At 61.6% G+C, this 2,049-nt stretch carries 1 protein-coding gene; it reads right to left on the bottom strand.

Features of this window, described 5'->3' with window-relative positions; all coding sequences use genetic code 11:
• The coding region (locus AAFM92_16820; GenBank protein ID MEL7302027.1) for a DDE-type integrase/transposase/recombinase at positions 1 to 1,947 on the bottom strand (1,947 nt) is incomplete at its 3' end.
• Positions 1,948 to 2,049: the final 102 nt, after the last annotated feature.

Consider the following 2,049-nt stretch of genomic DNA (forward strand, 5'->3'; position numbering starts at 1 on the left):
GAGACCGTTCCCGGAGGGCACGTGTGCCGCCCGGAACCGTAGCATCACCCCCCACATATCCGCGAACGTGGTAAACTGCCGGCTCCTGAACGCCGTGTCGTTGTCTGTCAGGATTTCTTCTGGTGGCCCGTGCTCGAGGAACACCCCCTCGAGCTGTGCCACCACGGCCTCCGTCGTCTGCCACCGCAATGAGCGCCATATTGCAAACCGGGAGGGCCCACAGTCGATCAAGGTCAGGAAGTGTTGCCCGCCAACGTGCGTGATGTCCATGGCCAGCCGCTGCCACACCCGCTCCACCTCCAGACTCCCTTTTCTCCACTTCTCTGGGGCTGGATCGATCGACTGGCATTCGACGCACCCTCTCACCACCTCCCGTGCCACTTGCTTACTCGCCTGCGGATATTTTCGCCTGACGAAGTACAACGTTCTTCGGACCCCAGGATGACCCACGTCGTGATGGATCGCTCGTACTCTGTCCACCAGCGAGTCCCCTGCGGCTGCACACACGAGCGGCTCCACTTCTCCCTTCTTCAGCCATCTGGCGGGCACCCGTGTCAGTGCGTCAGCCTTGTTATCTGCCGACGGCACCAGCACGATGGTCATCTCCAGACCGTATTCCCTCACTAGGTCCATCACCACGCCCACCCTTCGCCTGATGAGCATCTCATTCGCTGCCTTGGTTCGCAGGCGGCTCTTCCCCGTCAGCCCATCCTGTATCCACCTGTGCACCGTTGCAGAGTCTGTCATCACCTCCACCCGTCTCACCTTCCAAGTCAGAGCAAGATTCAGTCCCTTCACCACCGCGTCCAGTTCTGCCATGTTGATGTGACTCGCGCATTCTTTGCGCAGCCAGCTGGCGTCCTCCACCACGTCCCCGTCCATCTCCACCACTGCACCGAACGCCAGCACGCTCGCGTCCACCCAAAGGCGCACCGCGTCGCCTCTCGCGTCCCACCTCCCCCTCACTGGGTCGTCATCCTTCACCCTCGACATGATCTCCTTCAACCATTTTGTTATGTCAGGGTCTCTTACCACGTCGTCCCATTTCTCTGTGGCTTGACTTGCTCGCCTCTTCACAAAACCTGCCGCCACTCTTAACCAACCGCAGACCGGGTAATGACCCACCAGCCTACCGCAAAGTGAGAACACTTCCCTCCTGGTCGGTCCATCCACTGATTCCTCCACCGACGCTCCCCCCCTCTTCCACCTCAGGGTGCCCTGGTGCTGCCAGACGTGCAAACCCAGCGCCCGAACGCCGTCTTTTGCTCGTTCAGGGGGCTTGCTCTCCAGCCCATACGAACGTAAATGGCTCACCACGTCCTCGGCTGACACCACATCCTCGTCCACGAAGATGTCGTCCACGTAGGCTGAGGTGCCTGCCCGCACGCGCTCGTCCTGCCCCAGTACACAGTTTAACACCGCTTTCATCACTAGCGGGGCGACATTCAACCCAAATCCCAGCCGCGTGAGGCAGTACAGCTGGCCTTGAAACCTGACGGTTTGGTATGGCCACAGGTCCTCCCGCACTCCGATCTGCAGGTACGCCTTCTTCAGGTCAACCATCGCCACGTTCACTCCTCGCCGCCTCCACTCCCGCAGCTTGTCCGCGCACACGTCTGCCTCCCTGGTGAAAGCTTCGATATGGCAATTCAGCTCACGAAAGTCGAGCACCGGACGTACTTTGTCCTTGTTCTGCTGGATCACCGCCATCATCGGTATGAGCCCCTTCGCCGGTCCCGACCTGTTCTCGTCGTACGGCCGCAGCCATCCCTCCTCGATCCACTGACGAACCTCCGCCTCATACTCCACCCTCGCTGCAGCCGGTATGGCGTATCCCTCCATCTTGTTCCGCAGCAGGCCAGGCTCCCGTCCGTCACCCCACTTCCAGCCCATCGTCCACAACCTCGTCGCCGGGTCAAAGTTGGCGCTGAAGTCCCGCTCCTCCACCCGCAGCTCCTCCCTCTCTGCCTCCGCTCGCGGCCTCTCCACTGCCGCGCACGCCTCTCGCGGCGTGACCTGGTCCTCACAACCGAGCGGCCGCGCCCCCTC

The sequence above is a fragment of the Pseudomonadota bacterium genome (assembly GCA_038533575.1).
GTDB lineage: Bacteria > Pseudomonadota > Alphaproteobacteria > Rhodobacterales > Rhodobacteraceae > Shimia_B.